The organism is Mesorhizobium sp. M0678, from assembly GCF_040320505.1.
Taxonomy (GTDB): domain Bacteria; phylum Pseudomonadota; class Alphaproteobacteria; order Rhizobiales; family Rhizobiaceae; genus Mesorhizobium.
Genome location: NZ_JAMYPT010000027.1, coordinates 45033 through 61861, shown reverse-complemented (window position 1 = coordinate 61861; position 16829 = coordinate 45033). Strand labels below are relative to the sequence as shown.

The 16829-nt window shown below is 62.9% G+C and carries 18 protein-coding genes and 1 pseudogene; 10 read left to right on the top strand and 9 right to left on the bottom strand.

The genetic code is table 11. From position 1 onward, the window contains the following. Nucleotides 1-103: 103 nt before the first annotated feature. Nucleotides 104-289, bottom strand: a pseudogene (locus tag NKI29_RS29410) (MurR/RpiR family transcriptional regulator); the annotation flags it as partial. A gap of 96 nt (nt 290-385) precedes the next feature. Here NKI29_RS29410 and NKI29_RS29405 point away from each other — a divergent pair. Next, entirely contained in the window at nt 386-1234 is an 849-nt protein-coding gene (locus NKI29_RS29405; protein ID WP_352798221.1) for a beta-keto acid cleavage family enzyme, read from the top strand. Nucleotides 1235-1401: 167 nt separating this feature from the next. Further along, nucleotides 1402-1794: a GFA family protein gene (locus NKI29_RS29400; RefSeq protein ID WP_352798220.1), complete on the top strand. Its 393-nt coding sequence runs from the start codon at nt 1402-1404 to the stop codon at nt 1792-1794. Between the two features lie 382 nt (nt 1795-2176). Here NKI29_RS29400 and NKI29_RS29395 read toward each other — a convergent pair whose 3' ends face one another. Both NKI29_RS29395 and NKI29_RS29390 read right to left on the bottom strand, forming a co-directional pair. Continuing rightward, the gene (locus tag NKI29_RS29395; RefSeq protein WP_352798218.1) at nt 2177-2542 is read right to left on the bottom strand and encodes a DoxX family protein; all 366 of its coding nucleotides are present in this window, start codon (nt 2540-2542) and stop codon (nt 2177-2179) included. Next, nucleotides 2539-2901 (bottom strand): VOC family protein, encoded by a 363-nt coding sequence (locus NKI29_RS29390; protein ID WP_352756921.1) that lies wholly within the window; start codon nt 2899-2901, stop codon nt 2539-2541. The genes NKI29_RS29395 and NKI29_RS29390 overlap by 4 nt, the downstream gene beginning before the upstream one ends. Nucleotides 2902-3008: 107 nt before the next feature. Between NKI29_RS29390 and NKI29_RS29385 the strand changes: the two genes are divergently transcribed. Together NKI29_RS29385 and NKI29_RS29380 are read left to right on the top strand one after the other, a co-directional pair. Further along, complete coding sequence (locus NKI29_RS29385; protein ID WP_352798216.1) at nt 3009-3962, top strand: AraC family transcriptional regulator; 954 nt, start codon at nt 3009-3011, stop codon at nt 3960-3962. Between the two features lie 94 nt (nt 3963-4056). Next, nucleotides 4057-4488: a VOC family protein gene (locus NKI29_RS29380; RefSeq protein ID WP_352798214.1), complete on the top strand. Its 432-nt coding sequence runs from the start codon at nt 4057-4059 to the stop codon at nt 4486-4488. Nucleotides 4489-4631: 143 nt separating this feature from the next. Here NKI29_RS29380 and NKI29_RS29375 read toward each other — a convergent pair whose 3' ends face one another. Genes NKI29_RS29375 through ehuB form a run of 5 tightly spaced genes read right to left on the bottom strand, consistent with a single transcriptional unit; the run spans nt 4632 to nt 8444 of the window. Beyond that, entirely contained in the window at nt 4632-5363 is a 732-nt protein-coding gene (locus tag NKI29_RS29375) for a GntR family transcriptional regulator (RefSeq protein WP_352798211.1), read from the bottom strand. Beyond that, the gene (ehuA, locus tag NKI29_RS29370) at nt 5360-6139 is read right to left on the bottom strand and encodes an ectoine/hydroxyectoine ABC transporter ATP-binding protein EhuA (protein WP_023717024.1); all 780 of its coding nucleotides are present in this window, start codon (nt 6137-6139) and stop codon (nt 5360-5362) included. Before ehuA ends, NKI29_RS29375 begins: the two co-directional genes overlap by 4 nt. Further along, complete coding sequence (ehuD, locus tag NKI29_RS29365) at nt 6136-6795, bottom strand: ectoine/hydroxyectoine ABC transporter permease subunit EhuD (RefSeq protein ID WP_023674259.1); 660 nt, start codon at nt 6793-6795, stop codon at nt 6136-6138. Before ehuD ends, ehuA begins: the two co-directional genes overlap by 4 nt. Continuing rightward, nucleotides 6792-7520: an ectoine/hydroxyectoine ABC transporter permease subunit EhuC gene (gene ehuC, locus NKI29_RS29360; RefSeq protein WP_352470566.1), complete on the bottom strand. Its 729-nt coding sequence runs from the start codon at nt 7518-7520 to the stop codon at nt 6792-6794. The genes ehuD and ehuC overlap by 4 nt, the downstream gene beginning before the upstream one ends. Nucleotides 7521-7574: 54 nt before the next feature. Further along, nucleotides 7575-8444 (bottom strand): ectoine/hydroxyectoine ABC transporter substrate-binding protein EhuB, encoded by an 870-nt coding sequence (gene ehuB / locus NKI29_RS29355; protein WP_352798209.1) that lies wholly within the window; start codon nt 8442-8444, stop codon nt 7575-7577. Between the two features lie 243 nt (nt 8445-8687). Here ehuB and NKI29_RS29350 point away from each other — a divergent pair, with 243 nt between their 5' ends. From NKI29_RS29350 to NKI29_RS29325, 6 genes are all read left to right on the top strand, one after another. Continuing rightward, nucleotides 8688-9878, top strand: coding sequence for a M24 family metallopeptidase (locus NKI29_RS29350; protein WP_352798207.1), 1191 nt, complete (start codon nt 8688-8690; stop codon nt 9876-9878). A 75-nt stretch (nt 9879-9953) separates the two neighbouring features. Continuing rightward, nucleotides 9954-11102 (top strand): M24 family metallopeptidase, encoded by a 1149-nt coding sequence (locus tag NKI29_RS29345; RefSeq protein WP_352798204.1) that lies wholly within the window; start codon nt 9954-9956, stop codon nt 11100-11102. 10 nt (nt 11103-11112) lie between these two features. After that, on the top strand, nt 11113-12369 hold the full coding sequence (locus tag NKI29_RS29340) for a sarcosine oxidase subunit beta family protein (RefSeq protein ID WP_352798201.1): 1257 nt from the start codon (nt 11113-11115) through the stop codon (nt 12367-12369). A gap of 13 nt (nt 12370-12382) precedes the next feature. Next, nucleotides 12383-12664: a sarcosine oxidase subunit delta gene (locus NKI29_RS29335; protein ID WP_352798198.1), complete on the top strand. Its 282-nt coding sequence runs from the start codon at nt 12383-12385 to the stop codon at nt 12662-12664. After that, on the top strand, nt 12661-15615 hold the full coding sequence (locus tag NKI29_RS29330) for a sarcosine oxidase subunit alpha family protein (protein WP_352798196.1): 2955 nt from the start codon (nt 12661-12663) through the stop codon (nt 15613-15615). Before NKI29_RS29335 ends, NKI29_RS29330 begins: the two co-directional genes overlap by 4 nt. After that, on the top strand, nt 15608-16111 hold the full coding sequence (locus tag NKI29_RS29325) for a sarcosine oxidase subunit gamma family protein (protein WP_352798194.1): 504 nt from the start codon (nt 15608-15610) through the stop codon (nt 16109-16111). The genes NKI29_RS29330 and NKI29_RS29325 overlap by 8 nt, the downstream gene beginning before the upstream one ends. A gap of 65 nt (nt 16112-16176) precedes the next feature. On the opposite strand, the gene NKI29_RS29320 is transcribed toward NKI29_RS29325, so the two are convergent. Beyond that, entirely contained in the window at nt 16177-16641 is a 465-nt protein-coding gene (locus tag NKI29_RS29320) for a cupin domain-containing protein (RefSeq protein WP_352756910.1), read from the bottom strand. Between the last annotated feature and the right edge of the window lie 188 nt (nt 16642-16829).

Here is a 16829-nt window from a genome sequence, read left to right as displayed (position 1 = left end):
ATCAGGAGTGCGGCGTGAACCGCTTCGACGCACCTCCTGCAACAAACAGAAGCGGACATCTGATGTGCTACAAAAACCGGACAACTTGAAAAGCTACCGACAGGCCGAGATGCTGGGCCAGCCGCGTCATCGTCGCCGGCTGCACGCCTGCGTGCCGAGCCTGCTCGCGCATGGACAACAGCGCGACGTCATACGGTTTATCAAGGACATAGCGCGCGGCGGACCGAAGCTGCGCCGACATGCCGTCGAAGGCACTGACGATCTGTCCAGCAAGCTCTCCCTGGTCCATGGATATTGCTAGCTCGCCAGACCAGCGATTGCAACGTCTGTTTCAGTGTGATCAAAGATTGATTCATATGAATCTTGTCACTCACAGAACGTCCCCATGAAGCCGGCCCATGGTCTCGACCGCATCGCCATAGCCGTCGCCCCGAACGGGGGACGTCGCAGCAAGGCCGACCATCCGGCGATTCCACTGACACCAGCCGAACTTGCGAGGACGGCCGCGGAATGCGCCGATGCCGGTGCGGCTATGATCCACGTCCATGTCCGCGACAGAAGCGGCAATCATCTGCTCGACGTCGACGCCTACCGCCAGACGATCGCCGCCATCCGCGGTGCTGCCGGCGACCGCTTGATAATTCAGATCACCTCCGAAGCGCTCGGTATCTATTCGCCGGCCCAACAGATGGCCGTCGTACAAGATGTGAAGCCGCAAGCTGTCTCGCTGGCGCTTCGCGAAATCGTTCCTGATGCCGGATCGGAACTCGCCTTTGTGCGCTTCATGGCCTGGCTGCACACCGAGGGGGTTGCGCCGCAGATCATCCTCTATTCGCCCGAGGAGGCCGTCAGGCTTTCGGACATGCAGCAGCGCGGACTGATCCCCTGGGCAAGCATACCGGTTCTCTACGTGCTGGGCCGCTACACGCCGGGACAGACGTCCGTTCCTGCCGATCTCTTGCCATTCCTTGCGGCGAACATGCCGCGCTTCGACCATTGGAGCGTCTGCGCCTTCGGCCGCAACGAAGCGGCGTGCGTGACCGCCGCCGCGTTGCTTGGCGGCCATGTCCGGGTCGGCTTCGAAAACAATCTTTTCCTTCCGGACGGCAGCATAGCCTCGTCCAACGCCGAACTGGTAGCGACCGTCGCACGCATACTCGCCGACTGCGGCGTCAAGATCGCCTCGGCCGCCGAGTTGGCGGCTCAATGGAACGCGCCGTTTCGTTCCATATGACAAACCAAAGCCTATTTTCGGCGGCAAGCTCGCGCAAGGCATAGAGAGGCGGCTGCAATGTCATCGCCACGGAAGAACGACGTGTCCCCGCCCGCGGCGCGGCGATTGCAACAACAGTGCCGGTCGTTGTAACCATTCCGGCCGCTTGATTTTGGAGGAGACGCAGCATGGACCGATTCACCGGCGGGTGCCTGTGCGGCAACGTCCGAATTGTCGCGTCGGGACGCCCATACCGGGTCGGCCTTTGTCACTGTCTCGACTGCCGCAAGCATCATGGCGCCCTTTTTCACGCTTCCGCGATATTTCCTGAGGATGCGGTGACGATCGACGGCGAAACACGCGACTTCGCCGGGCGGTTTTTCTGTCCCCGCTGCGGCTCCTCCATTTTCGCACGCACCGCCGACGAAATCGAAGTAAGCCTGGGGTCCCTTGATGCGCCTGACCAACTGATGCCAACCTACGAAAGCTGGATCATCCGACGCGAGTCCTGGTTGCCGCCGTTTCCGCTCACCAGACGGTACGAGCGCGATCGTGACGCCACGGGTCGCTTTGAGGAATAGGTCGCACGAACGGTGCCGAGGAGGCAACGACATCAGAACACGGATTTTCAGGGACCGCCTGCTCACGCCGCTAAAAATGTGAACTTGCATGTTTACGAGGTGCGCTGCCTTCATCCACATTGCCCAAGGCATTCGTGAGCGCCTAAGGCGACCCGTAACAGCCAAGGCGCCGTTACCTTAGAGGAGGACCGCAGGGGATGGGATTCATCGTCGCCGCGATCTTGAAGTAGGCTTTGTACAGAGCGCCGCGTTCAATGCTGGCCGTTTGGGAGGTCACGCCGGAAGACCGGCCTTGCGGAAGCCATCAATGAACTGCTCAAGCAGCGCAGCGTCATGGAATGGCTCTGACGTGGTCCAGTGGCCCGCCGCCTCGAAACGATGATCACAGGCTAGTGGTCGCGGCGACAATCAACCCGCCCAAGACGGCAACATTGATGGTGAAGCCGGTACGAAGCGCTTCGCGTTCATCACCGCCGCAGTGCCAGAAGTTGAGCGCCATGAAAGACGCCGCAATGGTGAATACGGCCAAGGCCGCGCCGGGAAAGGGTCCACCAAGGCCCGTTGCGAGGCAAAATCCGCCTGCGATCTCCAGCACCGATCCGGCCGCGAGAAGAGGCCTGGGAGCAGGAAAGCCCCGCTCGGCCAGGGACGCTGCAATCGCCCGGAATCTGAGGAAATGCTCGGCGCCCGCCCAGATAAAGACGCCGCCGAGCAAAACCAATCCGAGGTGGTGGAAGAACGCGATCATTCCTTGCTGCCGTCCTCGGTGTAAACCGCAAGCTCGTAACCATCCGGATCCGCGAAATGGAAGCGCCGGCCACCGGGGAAGCCATAGATCGGTCTGACGATCTTGCCTCCCGCCTGCTCGACACGTTTGACCGTTCCCGGCAAATCATCGGCATAGAGAATGACGAGCGGGCCTCCTCCCGACCTCGCTGGGCCAGCGGCGAAGCCACCTGACAAGCGCCCGTCGTTGAACTCGCAATATTGCGGGCCGTAGTCGGTGAAGCTCCAGCCGAATGCCTTTCCGTAGAAGTCGCGTGACCGCTGAATGTCTTTCACGTTGAATTCGACGTAGTCGATCCGTTGGTCGTTGTTGTTGCTCATGACGCAAACCTCTCGTGTGATGTACGACGGCGAAAGATAAGCACGCATCTCGCTTGCCGGATTGAACAAAACGGCCATCGACGTATGCCCCGCACACGGCGCTACCGATGGCGATGCGCGTGGCATCACCCCTCACCTGCCCTCTTCATTCCGGCCGGAAGAAAACGACCGATTCTTGCAACCGTTCTCGATTGGAAGACGTTGTCGGTCGTGCAGATGTTGCCTCGAGCGACGGCCGGGCGCAGCCGCTGCGCCGTAGGTTCACCGCCGCTAGTCCGAAGAGGAGCGAGATGAGCGATCCCGTCCCAGCACAGGCAACGGGTTCATTTCAGCAACGTCCAGCGTCGGCGCGGCTTCACGGGAGCTTTGCTTCGGTGTGGGTGCATCGAATGGACCCGGCGGGCGCACCGCCAATCGTCATCATGCCCGACGCAACGATCGATCTGCAATGGATCGGAGGCAGCTTCCGAGTTGCCGGCCCCGACAAGGAGCCGCAGACCGAGGTTCTGGCGGCAGACGAGGCCGTGATCGGTTTCCGATTTCATCCTGCCACGGCGGCGGCATGGCTCGGCGTGCCGCAAATCGAGCTTGTCGGCCAGAGGCTGTCGCTCGACGATTTGTGGGGCGCGCGAGCTCGCCGCCTCGCCAGCCGCGTGCGCGCCAGCGACAATCTCGAGGATCTGGCCTGTTCGCTCGAACAGGTCCTCGCCGAGGAAATGGCCTCCCACGCGACAGACGTTCCCATGCAGGCGGCATATCGCTTGATTGAGCGCGGGCCGCCACCCGACGCGCCTCTCGTCCCCTGGTTGATGCGCGCACTCGAGATGAGCGAAAGGACGTTGCGCCGGCGCTTCGACGAGAGCTTCGGCTATGGCCCCAAGACGCTTGACCGTATCCTCCGCTACCAGCGCTTTCTGCGGCTTTCGAGCCGCTCCAGCAGCTCCACCGCCATGCTGGCGGCCGAGACGGGCTATTCCGACCAGGCGCATCTTGTCCGCGAGAGCCGCCGCCTGACGGGAAGCACCCCGCGACAAATTCATCACCTGCTGCAGAACGGGTGAAACCACGAAGCGCTCTTCGATTTGGCCGTTTTGTTCAAGTCTTCACTGTCGCCCGACTTTATCCTGGTGTCTCCGACAACCACAGGAGACTGCCATGAAACCGCGCATTTCGGTTTTGACTATCGCTGTCGCCGACCTCGAGAGTTCTCTCGCGTTCTACCGCGACGGCCTCGGCTTGCCGACGGAAGGGATCATCGGCCGCGAGTTCGAGCATGGCGCCGTCGCGTTCTTCACGCTGTCCGGCGGGTTGAAGCTCGCGATCTGGGCTCAGGACGACCTCGCCTACGACACCGGCCTGCCCAAGGCGCCGATTACCTCGACCTCGTTCACAATCGGCCACAACGTTGTGCGCCGCGAAGAAGTCGATCAAGTGATGGATGAGGCCGCCCGCGCCGGAGCCGAGATCATCAAGCCTGCCCGGGACACGTTCTATGGCGGATATGCCGGATATTTCCGCGACCCGAACGGACATCTGTGGGAGGTCGTCTGGAACCCCGCCAACATACCGAATGAGCACGCTCTCTGAGGGCAGGAATGGGCCTGCAGTATCGGGCCGTTCTAGTCATCCCCGGTGCTGGCAAATTCTGTCGGCATCGGGGCGGGCGGCCATGCTTTCCCTGGCAAACGCAGTTCGACGGCAGTCCACCAGCAAAAATCTTACGGGGCTGATTATGTAGCTCTATCCAGATTCGCCACGCCTGCATGGCGCATCATGCGGCGGAAGCTCATTGAGATATGCGCCCGCCTTATGTGCCCGATGGACTCCCAGTCGCCGATTTCGGCCGCGGCAAGGACCTCTTCCATTTCGCGGCGGAATGCGGTGAATTCCTCGACAAGGCCCAATTGCGGCATCAGCTTCAGGACGACGCGCGCGACCTGAAAATACAGGCGCTCGCTGATCTCGCGCAGTGGCTGGTTGCCGGTCATCGCCGTGAGCTCGTAGAAAAAATCCATGTTGAGGCGCAGGAAAGCGCGCTGGTCGGGATTGAGTATATCGGAATCGCAGCGCGCGATGAGCGCCCGTATCCGGTCGAGGTCGTCCGCCGTGCGCGGGATCGGCGAAAGCTTGCCGACGAGGAGCGCCAGCTCCAGGCGCAGATGATAGACCTGCTGCAATTCCTCGATGTCGACGTCGGTGACGATCGTGCCGACGCCGTGGACGGATTGAACCAGACCCTCGGATTCAAGGCGCGCCAGCACGCGCCGGACCGGCGTGCGGCTGATCTCGAATTCCTGGGCAAGTTCTTCCTCGGAAAGGTGGCTTCCCGGCGCATAATCGAGCAGGCAGATGCGGTCGCGCAATATCCGGTAGATGCGCTCGAACCGCTCCCGCGCGGAGAGCGGGCGCGGCGGCGCGGCGGTCACCGTCGTGGGCGGCTTGGCCTCTGTCTCGATCGTCACCCAGCCTCCAGGACAGCGTGCAGGAATTGCCGTGTCCGCTCGTTCTTGGGAGCACCAAACAGTTCGCTTGGCGGCCCCTGCTCGCAGATCTTGCCTTGATAGAAGAAACAAACGCGGTCGGAAAACTCCTTGGCGAAGCCCATCTGGTGGGTGACCATAAGCATGGTTAGATCATGCTCGCGCCCGATTTGCCTTATCACCTGCAGCACTTCGCCGACAAGCTCCGGGTCGAGCGCCGACGTCACCTCGTCGAACAGCATGATCTTGGGCCGCATTGCCAGCGCCCTGGCGATGGCGACGCGCTGCTGTTGGCCACCAGAAAGCTGTGACGGATAGTGGTCCTTCTTCTGGGCCAGACCGACCAGCTCCAGCAGCTCGGCCGCTCGTGCCTCGGCGTCCGCCCGCTTCATTCCGAGCACCGTTATCGGCGCCTCGATGCAGTTCTGCATCGCTGTCATATGCGGAAACAGGTTGAACGACTGGAACACCATGCCGATCTTGGCGCGTATCTTGCGGATGTGGGCGAGATCGGCGGGAACAAGCTTGCCGTTCCTCTCCATATGGGTCAGCGGCTCGCCTTCGACCCAGATGACGCCGTCATTGATCGTCTCCAGCGTCATCAGCATGCGCAGCACCGTCGTCTTGCCCGAACCCGACGGACCGATGACCGAGACTTTTTCGCCGCGCGCTATTTCGAGATTGAGCCCGTCGAGAACGGTTAACGTGCCGTAGCGTTTCGATACATTGTCGAAGCGGACCATCGGTTGTTCAGTCATCGCGTGGTCCTCCGGTTGAGCAGCCCTTCGAGGGAGCGGATGAGCGCCGCCGAAACCAGGCTCATGGCAAGGAAAAACAGGCCGACCAGCGTGATCGGCTCGGTGTAGCGGAACGTTTCGGAGCCTATGATCTTGGCGGTCTGCATCAGTTCCATCACGGCGATTGCGGAAAGCAACGGCGTTTCCTTGAACAAGGCCACCAGATAATTGCCGAGCGCCGGAACGATCGGCGGGATCGCCTGCGGAATGATGATGTCGCGGAACGTCGTCCAGGACGAGAGATTGAGCGCGATCGAAGCTTCCCACTGGCCGCGATGGATGTTGTCGAAACCGGCGCGATAGACCTCGGAGCAATAGGCGGCGTAGTGGATGCCGATGGCCAGCACCCCGGCGGTGAAAGCGTCGAGCACGACACCGAATTTCGGAAAGACGAAATAGAGAAAGAATATCTGGATGAGCAGCGGGGTCGAGCGGATCAGCTCGACCAGCACCGAAATCGTCCAGCTGGTCCATGGCACGGCAATGCGGACAACGGCCAGCACCAGGCCGAGCGAGGCGGCAAGCGCAAAGCCGATCAGCGTCGCTTCGATGGAAATGACAGCGGCGCGGGCAAGCACCGGCAGGATTTCCAGGGCAAATCCCCAATCCCAGATCATGCCGCCTTCCCCCGCGCCAGTCCGAGCGACGCCCGCCTTTCGAGAAGCCGCATGCCGATGGTCACAACCAGCGACATTGCCAGGTACATCAGAAGGACGAGGGTGAAGATCGGAATGGTCTTGAACGTGTTCTGGTTCATTTGCTGCGCCTTGAAGGCGAGGTCCGAAAGCGTGATCAGCGAGACCAGCGCTGTCGATTTCAGAAGCTCGATGAACAGATTACCCCAGGGCGGGATCATCGCGACAAAGGCCTGCGGCAGGATGATCCGGCGCAGCATCTGCGGGCGGCTCATGTTCAATGCCGTACACGCTTCCCACTGGCCGCGGGCAACGGACTGGATCGCGCCGCGCACGCACTCCGATCCGTAAGCGCCGACATTCAGGCCGAGCGCGAGCACCGCCACCACGAACGCGTTGATCGTGACGCCGAATTGCGGGAGCACGAAAAACAGCCAGAACAATTGCACCAGTGCCGACGTTCCGCGGAAGATCTCGACGTAAACCGTGGCCAGCCATCTGAGCGGCGTCGGGCCGTACATCCTTGCAAGTGCTGCAAGCACGCCCATGATAATTGCGAGCAGGCTGCCGAGGACGGCGATCTCGACCGTCAGGACCGCGCCTTGCAGCAGGCCCGGCATGAACACTCTATAGCTTTCCTGTGTTGCCAACGCGCCGATCACGACGAGCGCGATGACCAGCATGGCAATGAGCGTACGGATTCCCATGCGATTCCCCCGGGAAAAAAGGGCGGCGCTTTCGCGCCGCCAGCAGTTGGGAACCTATTTGCCAGCGCAGAGCTCTGCGGTGGTCTTGTTGGGCAGATAATCCTTGCCGAAGCCGAGTGGCTCGACCAGCGCGATATGCTCCGGCGAACCGAGGAACTTCTTCAGCTCGGCATTGAACGCCTGCTGCAGGTCGGTGTCTTCCTTGCGGAAGCCGAAGCCGCCATGACCTTTCACCGATTTGCCGGCGACCTCGCCGAAGGGCTTGGTCGATTCGACGCCGTCGGCTTTCTTGGCCATATCGGCGATCGAAAGAGCGGTCAGCGCGGCTGCATCGGCGCGGCCCGACTGGACAGCGGCGACCAGGCTTGACTGGTCGGGCAAGGAGACGATCTGCCCGCCGGCAACGCCCGCGTCCTTGGCGAAGCCGCCTTCGACAGCGCCGGCCATCACGGCAAGCTTGAGATCCGGATTGTCCTTGATGCTGGAAAAATCCTTGATGCCTTTCGGATTGCCTTTTGCCACCAGCATAGCCTCGCCGATGCCGTAGGACGGCTCGGAGTAGTTGATCTCGGCGCAGCGCTTCGGAGTGATGAACATGCCGGCGGCGATGATGTCGAAGCGGCCGGCCTTGAGACCTGGAATGAGCGAGCCGAATTCGGTCAAAACACCGTCGACCTGCGGTATGCCCATCTTGGCGAGCACCGCCTTGGCGACTTCAGGGGCCTCGCCGGTCAGCTTGCCGTCTGGCGTGGCGTAACCGAACGGCGCCTCGTTGGCGAAACCGACGCGGATGTAGCCGTCCTTCTTGGCCCGTTCGAGGGTGGTTTCCGCGTGAGCGGACAACGACGTCAATGACGTCGCGGCGAGCGCGATGCAGGCAGCTGCTTTCACGACCATGCGGCGCGATATCGATGAATTGAACATGCTTTTCTCCCATTGGACAACTGTGGATGGTTCCCAGGGCGCGGCCTTCTTCGAGGTCGACGCCTGCTTGATCAGACGTATACAACTGCCCTAGACATTTCGCAAGCAGAGATATAGAAACCATGGAAATTCGGCGATAATTCGCAGTTAGCCAACAAATTGACGTCGAGTTGTGCACAATTTGGGCCTGCTTGCCCATATTTTATCAAAGGGCAAGCGGCGTACCTGGAAGGCAGGATTTCGGTGGCGACCGCGAAGGGCTTCGGGACATTCACGCAAGCGGAGTATCGGCAGCGCCTCGCCGGCGTGAAGACACGCATGCAACAAGCCGGCTTCGATCTCATCGTCTGTCAGGATCCAGCCAACATGTGCTGGCTGACCGGCTATGACGGATGGTCGTTCTACGTTCCGCAGTGCGTGCTCGTCCATCTGGAGGAGGACCGGCCGATCTGGTTCGGCAGGGCGCAGGATGCCAAGAGCGCACGCCTGACCACCGGCCTGCCCGAGACAAACATCGTGCCGTTCTCGGAACGGCTGGTGCAGCAGCCCGTCGAACACCCTTATGACGAACTCGCCCAACTGATCCGGTCGCGTGGTTGGGGAAAAGCCCGCATCGGCGTCGAGATGGACGCGCATTATTATACGGCGCGCTGCCACGCCCATCTGGTCCAAGGGCTGCCCGACGCGCACTTCGCCAACAACCACGATCTCGTGAACTGGGCGCGGCTGGTCAAATCCGAGGCCGAGCTGGTGCTGATCCGCGAGGCGGGTGCGATCTGCACGCATGCCATGAACCGCGCCATCGAGAAAATGCGGCCCGGTGTGCCTCAGAACCATGTCATTGCGGAAATCTATCACGCACAGATCATAGGCGTGCCCGGAGCGGGCGGCGACTATGCCGCGATCTGTCCGCTGATGCCCGTTGGCGAGGGCACGAGCACGCCGCATCTGACGTGGTCCGACGCGCCGCTGCCGAATAGCGGCCCCGCCATTCTGGAGATTGCCGGCGTGCGGCGCCGCTATCACGCGGCGCTGACGCGGACCGTACATTTCGGCAAGCCGCCGCTAGCCATCCTCGACATGGCCAAGGCAATCGTCGAGGGTGTCGACGCTGGCCTCGAGAAGGCGCGCCCCGGCTACACCGCCGAGGAGGTGGAAGCCGCCTGGCAGGCAGTGTTGAGGAAGAACGGGCTGAAGAAGGAAAGCCGGGTCGGCTATCCGGTCGGGCTCGCCTACCCGCCCGATTGGGGTGAACGCACCGCAAGCCTTCGTCCCGGCGATACTACCGAGATGCAGTCCGGGATGTGCTTCCATTTCATGGCCGGCGTCTGGCTCGACGATTTCGGCATCGCCATCTCGGAATCGTTCGTCGTCACGGAACGCGGCGGCGAACGCCTCTGCGACGTGGCGCGCGAACTCATCGTCATCGACTGACATGGCGGCCGGGAAACCGGCTGCCGAAAAGAACCATGCCCGCCAGCAAGCCGGCAACAAGCACGAGGACGCCCGATGGACCGCAATCCGTTTTCCGAAGCCGAAATCGCCGGCCGCCTGGCAAAGGTCCGTACTGCACTGGTTGAGCGCGAGCTCGACGCGGCGGTCTTCGCCTCGCCGGAGAACGTCTTCTATCTCACCGGGCTCGATCACTGGGGGTATTTTGCCCCTCACCTGCTGATCGTCCCGCTCCGGGGAAAACCTGTTCTGGTCACCCGCTCGATGGAGAAGGTGACGATCGAGAAGCAGGTGAAGGCAGCGGAATTCCGTGGCCATTCCGACAGCGAAACGGCGGCCGACCTTGCCGCGCGGGTACTTATGGAGCTCGGCCTGTCCGGCAAGCGGATCGGCCTCGAATACTGGACGGCTGGCCTCAGCCATGGGCTTGCCGTTGCGCTCCAGACGCAGACGGACGCCAAATGGAGCGATGTCTCCGGTCTGATCGACAAGATGCGGCGGGTGAAGAGCGCCGACGAACAAGTGCTGATGCGGCGCGCCGCCAAGGTGACGGACGCCGCCGCCGGTGCCGCGATCGCCGCGATCTCGGATGGCGCTTCCGAACAGGAGGTCGCCGCCCAATGTGTTGCGGCAATGATCCGCGCCGGCGGTCATGCGCCGGGCTTCGGACCGTTCATCCGCCCGGCCGCGCGCCTGGGTGAAGAACACACGACCTGGGGCGACGGGATCTACCGCAAGGGTGAGCCGGTCTTCGTCGAATTGTCCGGGTGCATCTCACGCTACCACGCCCCGCTCGGCCGGCTCGTTCGCATCGGCCACATCAGCGACGAAGACGCTGCAATGGCGGAAGTGACCGCCAAGGCGTTCAACGCTGTCGTCGAGGCGCTGCGGCCCGGCGCCAAGGCGCGCGATGTCTACGCCGCCTGGCAGGCTGTCGCCGACGCGGCCGGTCTTTCCCACTATCGCCGCCATCACTGCGGCTACCTTGTCGGTGCCGGCCAGCCACCATCATGGACCGGCGGCAATTCGGTGACGGGCTTGAGGCACGATTCCGACCTCGAGATCGAGACCGGGATGAGCTTCCACATCCTGTCGTGGCTGATGGGCACCGGTCGCGGCGATGACTTCGTTTCCAACACGGTGCTGTTGACCGATGCGGGCGCCGAAGTGCTTACCCGCACGCCGGCCGGCCCGATCGTTCGATAGGCCTGCACACATGGCGCGCTACTCGGCATTTTCGATCTTACGCAACGCGCTGTCCGGCCAGAAGAATTGGCAGCGCGCCTGGCGTGCGGCGGAGCCAAAACCGTCCTATGATGTGATCGTCATCGGCGGCGGCGGACACGGCCTCGCCACCGCCTTCTACCTCGCCGAGAACCACGGCATCCGTAACGTCGCCGTGCTCGAAAAGGGCTATGTCGGCGGCGGCAATGTCGGCCGCAACACCACCGTCATCCGCTCCAACTACCTGCTCGACGGCAACACCCAGTTCTACGAATTCTCGATGAAGCTCTGGGAGGGCATGTCGCGGGCGCTGAACTTCAACGTCATGTTCTCGCAGCGCGGCCAGCTCGTCACGGCGCATTCGGCCGATCAGCTCGACGGCTTCAGCCACCGCGCCAATGTCATGCGGCTGAATGGCATTGATGCCGATATCCTCGACCGCGACGAGGTGCGCCGTCTCGTGCCCTATCTCGATTTTTCCGACACCGCCCGCTTTCCGATCCATGGCGCTATCTTCCAGGGCCGGGCGGGCACGGCGCGCCACGACGCCGTCGCCTGGGGCTATGCGCGCGCCGCCGACGGCCATGGCGTCGACATCATCCAGAACTGCGAAGTGACCGGCTTCCTCCGCGACCGCGACAGTATCGTCGGCGTCGAAACGACGAAAGGCCGGATCGGCGCCGGCAAGGTCGGCCTCGCTGTTGCCGGTCACACATCCGTGCTCGGTGCCAAGGCCGGCCTTGAACTGCCGATCGAAAGCCACGTCCTGCAAGCCTTTGTCACCGAACCGCTGAAGCCGCTGGTAGATCACGTCGTCGCTTACGGCGCCGACCATTTCTACGTCAGCCAGTCCGACAAGGGCGGGTTGGTCTTCGGCGGCAATCTCGACGGCTACAATTCATACGCCCAGCGCGGCAATCTCGGCGTCGTTCGCGAGGTGGCGGAGGCGGCGATTGCATTGATGCCGTGTATTTCGCGCGTCCGCCTGCTGCGCCACTGGGGCGGCGTCATGGACATGACTCCCGATGCCAGCCCGATCATCTGCCCGACGCCGATCGACGGCCTCTATCTCAATGGCGGCTGGTGCTATGGGGGCTTCAAGGCGACGCCGGCTTCCGGCTGGTGCTTCGCCCACACGATCGCCACCGGCAAGCCGCATCCCTTGATCGCGGCCTACGGGCTCGATCGTTTCCGCACCGGCCACACGCTCGATGAGGCCGGTGTCGGCCCTTCCGCCTGGCTGCAATAGGAGGCGGGACAAAATGCTGCGCATCGAATGCCCCTGCTGCGGCCCGTGCGACCATGACGAGTTCCGCTACGGCGGCGATGCCTCGGTCACGCGTCCGGCCCATGACGATCCCGATCCAGAGGCCTGGTATCGTTACGTCTATATCAGGACAAACCCGGCCGGCCAGCACCGCGAATTCTGGCAGCACGTGACCGGCTGCCGCCAATGGATGGTGGTCGAACGCGACACACGCAACCACGCAATCGCATCCGTCGACTTCGCCAGGAAATCGACTGTCAGGAAACAACCGGCATGAGTTCGAACCGCAAACGCCTGCCAGTGGGTGGCCGCATCAGTCGCGAGGTGCCGGTAGATTTCACCTTCGACGGCCGCAAGCTGATTGGGTATCGCGGCGACACGCTTGCCTCGGCGCTGCTCGCCAACGGCGTTACCCTGGTCGGTCGCAGCTTCAAATATCATCGTCCACGCGGCATCTTTTCAGCCGGACCCGAGGAGCCGAATGCGCTGGTTACGCTCGGGAGCGCCGGCAGGCGCGAGCCGAACCTGCCGGCGGCGACACTGGAACTCGCCGACGGCATGGTCGTGGAGAGTCAGAACCGCTGGCCATCGCTTGCCTTCGACGTGCAAAGCGTCAACGGGCTGTTGGCACCGCTTCTGTCCGCCGGCTTCTACTACAAGACCTTCATGGGCCCGACGCGCCGCGCCTGGATGTTCTACGAACATTTCATCCGCAAGGCGGCCGGCCTGGGTAGAGCCGGCACCGGCCCGGATCCCGACCGCTATGAGGTTCGTCATGCCTTCGCCGATGTCGCCATTGTCGGCGGCGGCCCGGCGGGATTGTCGGCGGCGCGGGCAGCGGCCGCGGCCGGCGCGCGGGTCGCGCTGATCGAGCAAGATTTTCTGCTTGGCGGCCAGCTTTTGGCGGAACCGTCCGACAGCGCAGCGGCCGCATGGCTGAGGCAGGCCGAGGCCGAGTTGGAGGACTTCGAAACCGTCGCGCTGATGAAGCGGACGACCGCTTTCGGCAGCTATGACGGCAATGTCCTTGGACTGGTCAAACAGCGCGATCCAACCGATCAGAAGCCGAATGGCGAGGCCCGGCAAACGGTCACTATGCTGCGCGCCCGCTCGATTGTTTTCGCCACCGGCGCCATCGAGCGGCCGATGGTGTTCTCGAACAATGACCGGCCCGGCGTGATGCTTGCCTCGGCCGCCCGGACCTATCTCAACCGTTTCGCCGTCCTGCCGGGCAAGAAAATCATTGTCGCCACCACCAATGACGGTGCCTGGCGCACCGCCTTCGACTATGCCGCAGCCGGCGCGGAGGTGACGGTTGCCGATCTGCGCGCCGTCCCGCCCGCAGCACTTGCCGCGGAAGCCGCACGGCTCGGCGTGGTGGTACGGGCCGCAACGCGCATCGTCGACCTTAACGGCGGCCATGCTGTCAGACGTGTAACGCTCAACGGGCCGGAGGGACAATCCTCGGCCGCCTGTGACCTGGTCTGCATCTCCGGCGGCTGGTCGCCAACCGTGCATCTCACCTCACACCTCGGTGTCAGACCTGTGTATCGCGACGACATTGACGGCTTCGTGCCGGGCGCCTTTTCAGCCAGCCAGTTCGGCGCCGGCGCAATGATAGGAGCCTATGCGACCGCCGCCGCCGCCGAGGACGGCCATCGCGCCGGCATCGAAGCGGCAGCCTCCTGCGGCAAGTCGGCGCCGGTGCCCGCTCCGTCCAAACTCGATCTCGGCGAGACCGCTACGACGCTACTTCGCCAAGCCCCTTCGGTCGGACGTGGAAAAGCCTTCGTCGATTTCCAGATGGACGTGACGACCGGGGATATCGAGCTCGCCCATCGTGAGGGCTATGAATCGGTCGAGCACCTGAAGCGCTACACCACGCTCGGCATGGGCACCGATCAGGGCAAGACCAGCAATTTTCCCGCACTTGCCGCCATGGCAGCGCTGCGCAAGGCAACGATTCCCGAGACCGGCACCACGACCTTCCGCCCGCCCTATACGCCGGTGGCGATCGGCGCGCTTGCCGGACGCGCCGTCGGCCATCATTTCAAGCCGATCCGCCGCACGCCGATGCACGACGGGCACATGGCGAACGGCGCCGAGATGCTCGAGGTCGGGCTCTGGATGCGGCCCTATTTCTACCGGCAGTCGGGCCGCGACGTGAACGAGGCCTATGTTGCCGAAATGCGTACCGTGCGTCAGGCCGCGGGGCTGATGGACATCTCCACGCTCGGCAAGATCGATGTCCAGGGCCCGGATGCGGCAATCTTCCTCGACCGCGTCTATGCCAACGGCTTTGCCAAACTGGCGATAGGCCGCGCCCGCTACGGCGTCATGCTGCGCGACGACGGCATCGTCTTCGACGACGGCACCACGACGCGGCTAGCGGAAAACCGGTTCTTCATGACCACTTCGACCGCCAAGGCCGCCGATGTGCTGTCGCGTCTCGAATTCCTGCTCGACACGGCCTGGCCGGATTTGCGCGTGGCCGTTACCTCGGTCAGCGACGAGTGGGCGGCGATGTCGGTTGCCGGGCCTAACAGCCGCGCGATTCTGAATGCAGCGTTTCCCGCTCTCGACGTTTCCGAGGAGGCGCTTTCGCATATGGGACTACTCGAAAGCGAATGGGAGGGCCGTGCGCTCCGCATCCTGCGTCTCAGTTATTCCGGCGAGCGCGCTTACGAAGTCTATGTCGGCGCCACTGCCGGTGAACAGCTCTGGAGCCGCTTGCTCGAAGCCGGCAGACCCTTCGACCTGAAGCCTTACGGTGTCGAGGCGCTTGGCGCGCTGCGGGTCGAAAAGGGCCATGTCGCCGGACCGGAGATCGATGGGCGCACGACGCTCGACGATCTCGGCCTCGGCCGCATGGCCGGCAAGCGCAGCGGCTTCGTCGGCGACGTCCTGCGACGGCGCCCTGCCCTCCGGGCGCCCAACCGGCAGCGTCTGGTCGGGCTGGAATGCATCGAAGAGGGAAAACGCCTGCGCGGCGGCGCCATCCTGTTCCTGCCGGATGAGAAACCCCATGGCCATGGGCGCGGTCGTGTCACCTCCGTCACTTTCAGCCCCGAACGCGGCCATTATGTCGGGCTGGCCCTGCTTGCCGGTGATGTCGCGGCAGAAGGAAGCGAGGTCGTGGCGGTCTATCCGATGAAGGCCGAAACGGTTCGCGCCCGCGTTGTCTCGCCGGTATTCATCGATCCGCAGGGAGAACGGCTGCATGGCTAGCTTGACCTCTTCTCGGGATTTCAGCCTGTCCGTGGCGGATTGTCCGCTTATCCAGATCGAGGGCTGGGACGCGACACTGAGACAATTCGAAAAGAGCGTCTCGGCGTCGCTCAACACGAAACTTCCCGCTTCGGTCGGAGAGACGGTTCGCCACAAGGGCTTTTTAACCATCCGCGTTGCACCTCGCCGCCTTTGGCTAGCTCTCGACGAAGGCACAGAAGCGCCAGCCCTTGTCGTCGACCCCGATCTCGGCTGTTCCGTGCCCCTCGGGGAAGGTCGTGTTCGTTTGAAAATGGCCGGCCCTGGTATCGCAAGGCTTCTGTCCGGCTGCATTGCCGTCGACTGGCACGCGCCGACCGCCGCTCCGGGCCGCGCCGTGCAAACATCCTTCCATCACGTGCCCGTGCTCTTCCTGCGCACCGGCGAGACCGCGTGCGAACTCATCGTGCCGCGAAGTTTTGCCCGCAGCCTCTCGGATTGGATTGCCGGCGGCTAGCCAATACCGGTTCCTCGGGCAAGGGCCGGCTTTAGCGGCGATCCAAGCCGCCATCACGAAGCCATCTACTCTCTTGCCGGCCAGTCCTGCAGAAGCGTAATCCCAAACTTCGGCGCGGCTACTTTGAGCCGCTCGATATCGGCAGGCGTCGGCGACCCGACCACCTCTCCCTTGCTGCGTTCATGGCCACCTTCGGCGAGAAACTGCTCGAACACACTTGGCGTGTCTATCAGGATATAGCGAACGAGCTGATTGCCGGGATTCATAAGCTGGTGCGGGATGCCCCGCTTCAAAAACATGCTCCCGCCGGGCGAGAGCGTTCGGACCACACCGTCCACAATTGCGGTCAAGTGCCCTTCGATGACGTAGACCGTCTCGTCGTCATTCGCATGAACATGGATTGGCGTTTTCGTGTGCCCGTCGCTTCTGTTTTCGAAGAGACTCAACAGGCCTCCCGTCTGTTCGCCGGAGACCAGTCGCTTCATGACGATGCCTGCGAGCACGAATTCTTTTGGTTCAACATCCGTCATTGATCCAATCCTGCCAGGCACATTTGGTGGGCCATCAAGCAGACGAGCTGCGCAGCGACATCCGGCAAACGTCGAACGGGCTCACGGGTTCCCGGTCGCCGGAGTTCCCTCTTCCCAAGCTCCGTTTGGACGAAAAGCTGGCTTCGTTGTCACCGGACATGCTGGCCGACATTCGCCAATTCGAGGGC

Bases quoted from the DNA above. Each gene is read 5' to 3' on its own strand.
- NKI29_RS29340 (WP_352798201.1), top strand. From the start codon at position 11,113: ATGGCGCGCTACTCGGCATTTTCGATCTTACGCAACGCGCTGTCCGGC.
- NKI29_RS29320 (WP_352756910.1), bottom strand. From the start codon at position 16,641: ATGACGGATGTTGAACCAAAAGAATTCGTGCTCGCAGGCATCGTCATG.
- NKI29_RS29380 (WP_352798214.1), top strand. From the start codon at position 4,057: ATGAAACCGCGCATTTCGGTTTTGACTATCGCTGTCGCCGACCTCGAG.
- NKI29_RS29335 (WP_352798198.1), top strand. From the start codon at position 12,383: ATGCTGCGCATCGAATGCCCCTGCTGCGGCCCGTGCGACCATGACGAG.
- NKI29_RS29385 (WP_352798216.1), top strand. From the start codon at position 3,009: ATGGCGATGCGCGTGGCATCACCCCTCACCTGCCCTCTTCATTCCGGC.
- NKI29_RS29400 (WP_352798220.1), top strand. From the start codon at position 1,402: ATGGACCGATTCACCGGCGGGTGCCTGTGCGGCAACGTCCGAATTGTC.
- NKI29_RS29330 (WP_352798196.1), top strand. From the start codon at position 12,661: ATGAGTTCGAACCGCAAACGCCTGCCAGTGGGTGGCCGCATCAGTCGC.
- NKI29_RS29405 (WP_352798221.1), top strand. From the start codon at position 386: ATGAAGCCGGCCCATGGTCTCGACCGCATCGCCATAGCCGTCGCCCCG.
- ehuD (WP_023674259.1), bottom strand. From the start codon at position 6,795: ATGATCTGGGATTGGGGATTTGCCCTGGAAATCCTGCCGGTGCTTGCC.
- ehuA (WP_023717024.1), bottom strand. From the start codon at position 6,139: ATGACTGAACAACCGATGGTCCGCTTCGACAATGTATCGAAACGCTAC.
- NKI29_RS29325 (WP_352798194.1), top strand. From the start codon at position 15,608: ATGGCTAGCTTGACCTCTTCTCGGGATTTCAGCCTGTCCGTGGCGGAT.
- NKI29_RS29390 (WP_352756921.1), bottom strand. From the start codon at position 2,901: ATGAGCAACAACAACGACCAACGGATCGACTACGTCGAATTCAACGTG.
- ehuB (WP_352798209.1), bottom strand. From the start codon at position 8,444: ATGTTCAATTCATCGATATCGCGCCGCATGGTCGTGAAAGCAGCTGCC.
- NKI29_RS29345 (WP_352798204.1), top strand. From the start codon at position 9,954: ATGGACCGCAATCCGTTTTCCGAAGCCGAAATCGCCGGCCGCCTGGCA.
- NKI29_RS29395 (WP_352798218.1), bottom strand. From the start codon at position 2,542: ATGATCGCGTTCTTCCACCACCTCGGATTGGTTTTGCTCGGCGGCGTC.
- ehuC (WP_352470566.1), bottom strand. From the start codon at position 7,520: ATGGGAATCCGTACGCTCATTGCCATGCTGGTCATCGCGCTCGTCGTG.